Below are 1,942 nucleotides of genomic sequence, written 5' to 3'. Positions count from 1 at the left end.
AAAGGCGCAATTCGTTCCCATTGATCATCTCTCAACATCAGTCGCAGCATCGTTTCATTCTTTAAAATCTAGAATGTAAACACACTTCGGGAAAAGTTAACAGCTTTTTATATGTCAACACGCCCTACTAAAAAATCAAATAAATGTTGATGTAAGTGGATTATGTGATTTTAATAAACGAGGCTCATCTGGAATAAAGCGAGTATCTGCTGCACATCAGATGTCTATGCAAGATAAAGTAGGAGCGAGGCAAGGTTATCGAGAGCAAGAAATAGTATTGGGCCAAAAAATTAACGAGGGTAGATCTATCTCTTGCTGCGGCTTTTGAAAATAAAGGGATTCCGTTAATGCGATAAAACCGACGGTTTCATCCATCCTCAATGTGCATAAATCAACGGTTTTTTTAGATTATTCTACTGGTTCGTAGGGAAGCCCCACATAGTTTTCTGCGATAGTTGTGAGGCCTGCCAGCGAGCCGGTGTAATATGCCAGCTCGGCTTGCTGAATCCTCGCACTGAATGGGTCACCATCGAACTTGTGTAGAACCGATGTTATCCACCAGGAAAAACGTTCTGCCTTCCAGATTCTGCGCAAACAAATTTCTGAATATTTTTCGAGCAGATCGGCACGACCTTCGCTGTAGGTTTTGCGTAATGCATGATAAAGCGTATAGACGTCACTTGATGCAAGGTTCAGTCCTTTAGCACCAGTCGGCGGTACAATATGAGCCGCATCTCCGACTAGAAACATTCGTCCAAATTTCATTGGTTCCGTCACAAAACTTCGTAGAGGAGCGATGCTCTTTTCGATTGATGGACCGGTGACCAGTCGCTCGGCCACATCTTTTGGTAGACGCGCCTTGAGCTCGCTCCAAAAACGTTCATCGGACCATTCATCAATATTTTCATCCAATGCGCATTGCACATAATACCGGCTGAGACTTTCCGAACGCATACTACACAATGCAAAGCCACGTTCATGGCATGCGTAGATCAGCTCCTCTGAGACAGGCGGTGTCCTAGAAAGCACACCAAGCCATCCAAATGGATAAATCCGTTCAAAGGTTTTTATTTCATCTTTAGGTGCTGACTTGCGTGACACACCATGAAAGCCGTCACAGCCGGCGATATAATCGCATTCCACTTCTATCAGGTCGCCATCCTTCTGAAAAGTGACGCGGGGACTGTCAGAATATAAATCGTGTAATTCAACATTTTCAGCTCCATAGATGGTAACGCCACCAGACGCAGCACGGGCATCCATGAGATCTCGGGTAACTTCCGTTTGCCCGTATACCATCACCTTTTTTCCACCGGTCAAGGACTTCAGATCTATGCGCTCCTGTTTTCCTGCAAAGGATATACTGAAGCCTTCATGAACATGGCCTTCCCTATCCATGCGCTCACCAGCTTTCGCCTCTCTGAGTAAATCGACGAAGCCCTGCTCCAAAACACCGGCACGGATGCGTCCGAGGACATATTCAGGTGATTTTGCTTCAAGAATTATGGTGTCTATTCCTTGCAAATGCAGTAACTGTCCGAGTAATAATCCGGATGGGCCTGCACCGATAATCGCTACTTTTGTTTTCATTTTTTCATCTCCTAAGTGTCTTTATATAAGGCAATATATTCACTTGAAAATGATTTTTTAGAAATGGACTTTTAATTTTTTAAATTGTACATTTAGCGTATTCTTGATGATCTAGTTGAACATGAGATTAATGATGAATTTTTCGGAATGTTATGAATAATAAAAAGAACGTCCCAGTCTATAACCTTTACGGCGAAAAGGAGCTTTGGCCGACGCCTGACTAACCTTCCCTCGATAATTAGTTCACCATCAGGTGAATGTCATGCAGCGAGATTCTCTTGATTTTGTTTCTTCATCCAGTCTTCCAGATATTGAACGGGAGAGCGGTAACCTAATGTCGAATGCTGCCGTG

At 43.6% G+C, this 1,942-nt stretch carries 1 protein-coding gene; it reads right to left on the bottom strand.

All coding sequences use genetic code 11. The features are described 5' to 3' along the window. Nucleotides 1-408 precede the first annotated feature (408 nt). Nucleotides 409-1,590 (bottom strand): 4-hydroxybenzoate 3-monooxygenase, encoded by a 1,182-nt coding sequence (pobA, locus tag ACO0KV_RS18300; protein WP_423044581.1) that lies wholly within the window; start codon nt 1,588-1,590, stop codon nt 409-411. Nucleotides 1,591-1,942 lie beyond the last annotated feature (352 nt).

The sequence above is a fragment of the Undibacterium sp. RuRC25W genome (assembly GCF_049339825.1).
In the GTDB taxonomy this organism is placed as follows: Bacteria; Pseudomonadota; Gammaproteobacteria; order Burkholderiales; family Burkholderiaceae_D; genus Undibacterium.
The sequence above is the reverse complement of the archived record's forward strand: the minus strand, read 5'-3'. Positions and strand labels throughout refer to the sequence as shown.

Coding starts and splice junctions, on each gene's coding strand:
- pobA (WP_423044581.1), bottom strand. CDS start 1,590: ATGAAAACAAAAGTAGCGATTATCGGTGCAGGCCCATCCGGATTATTA.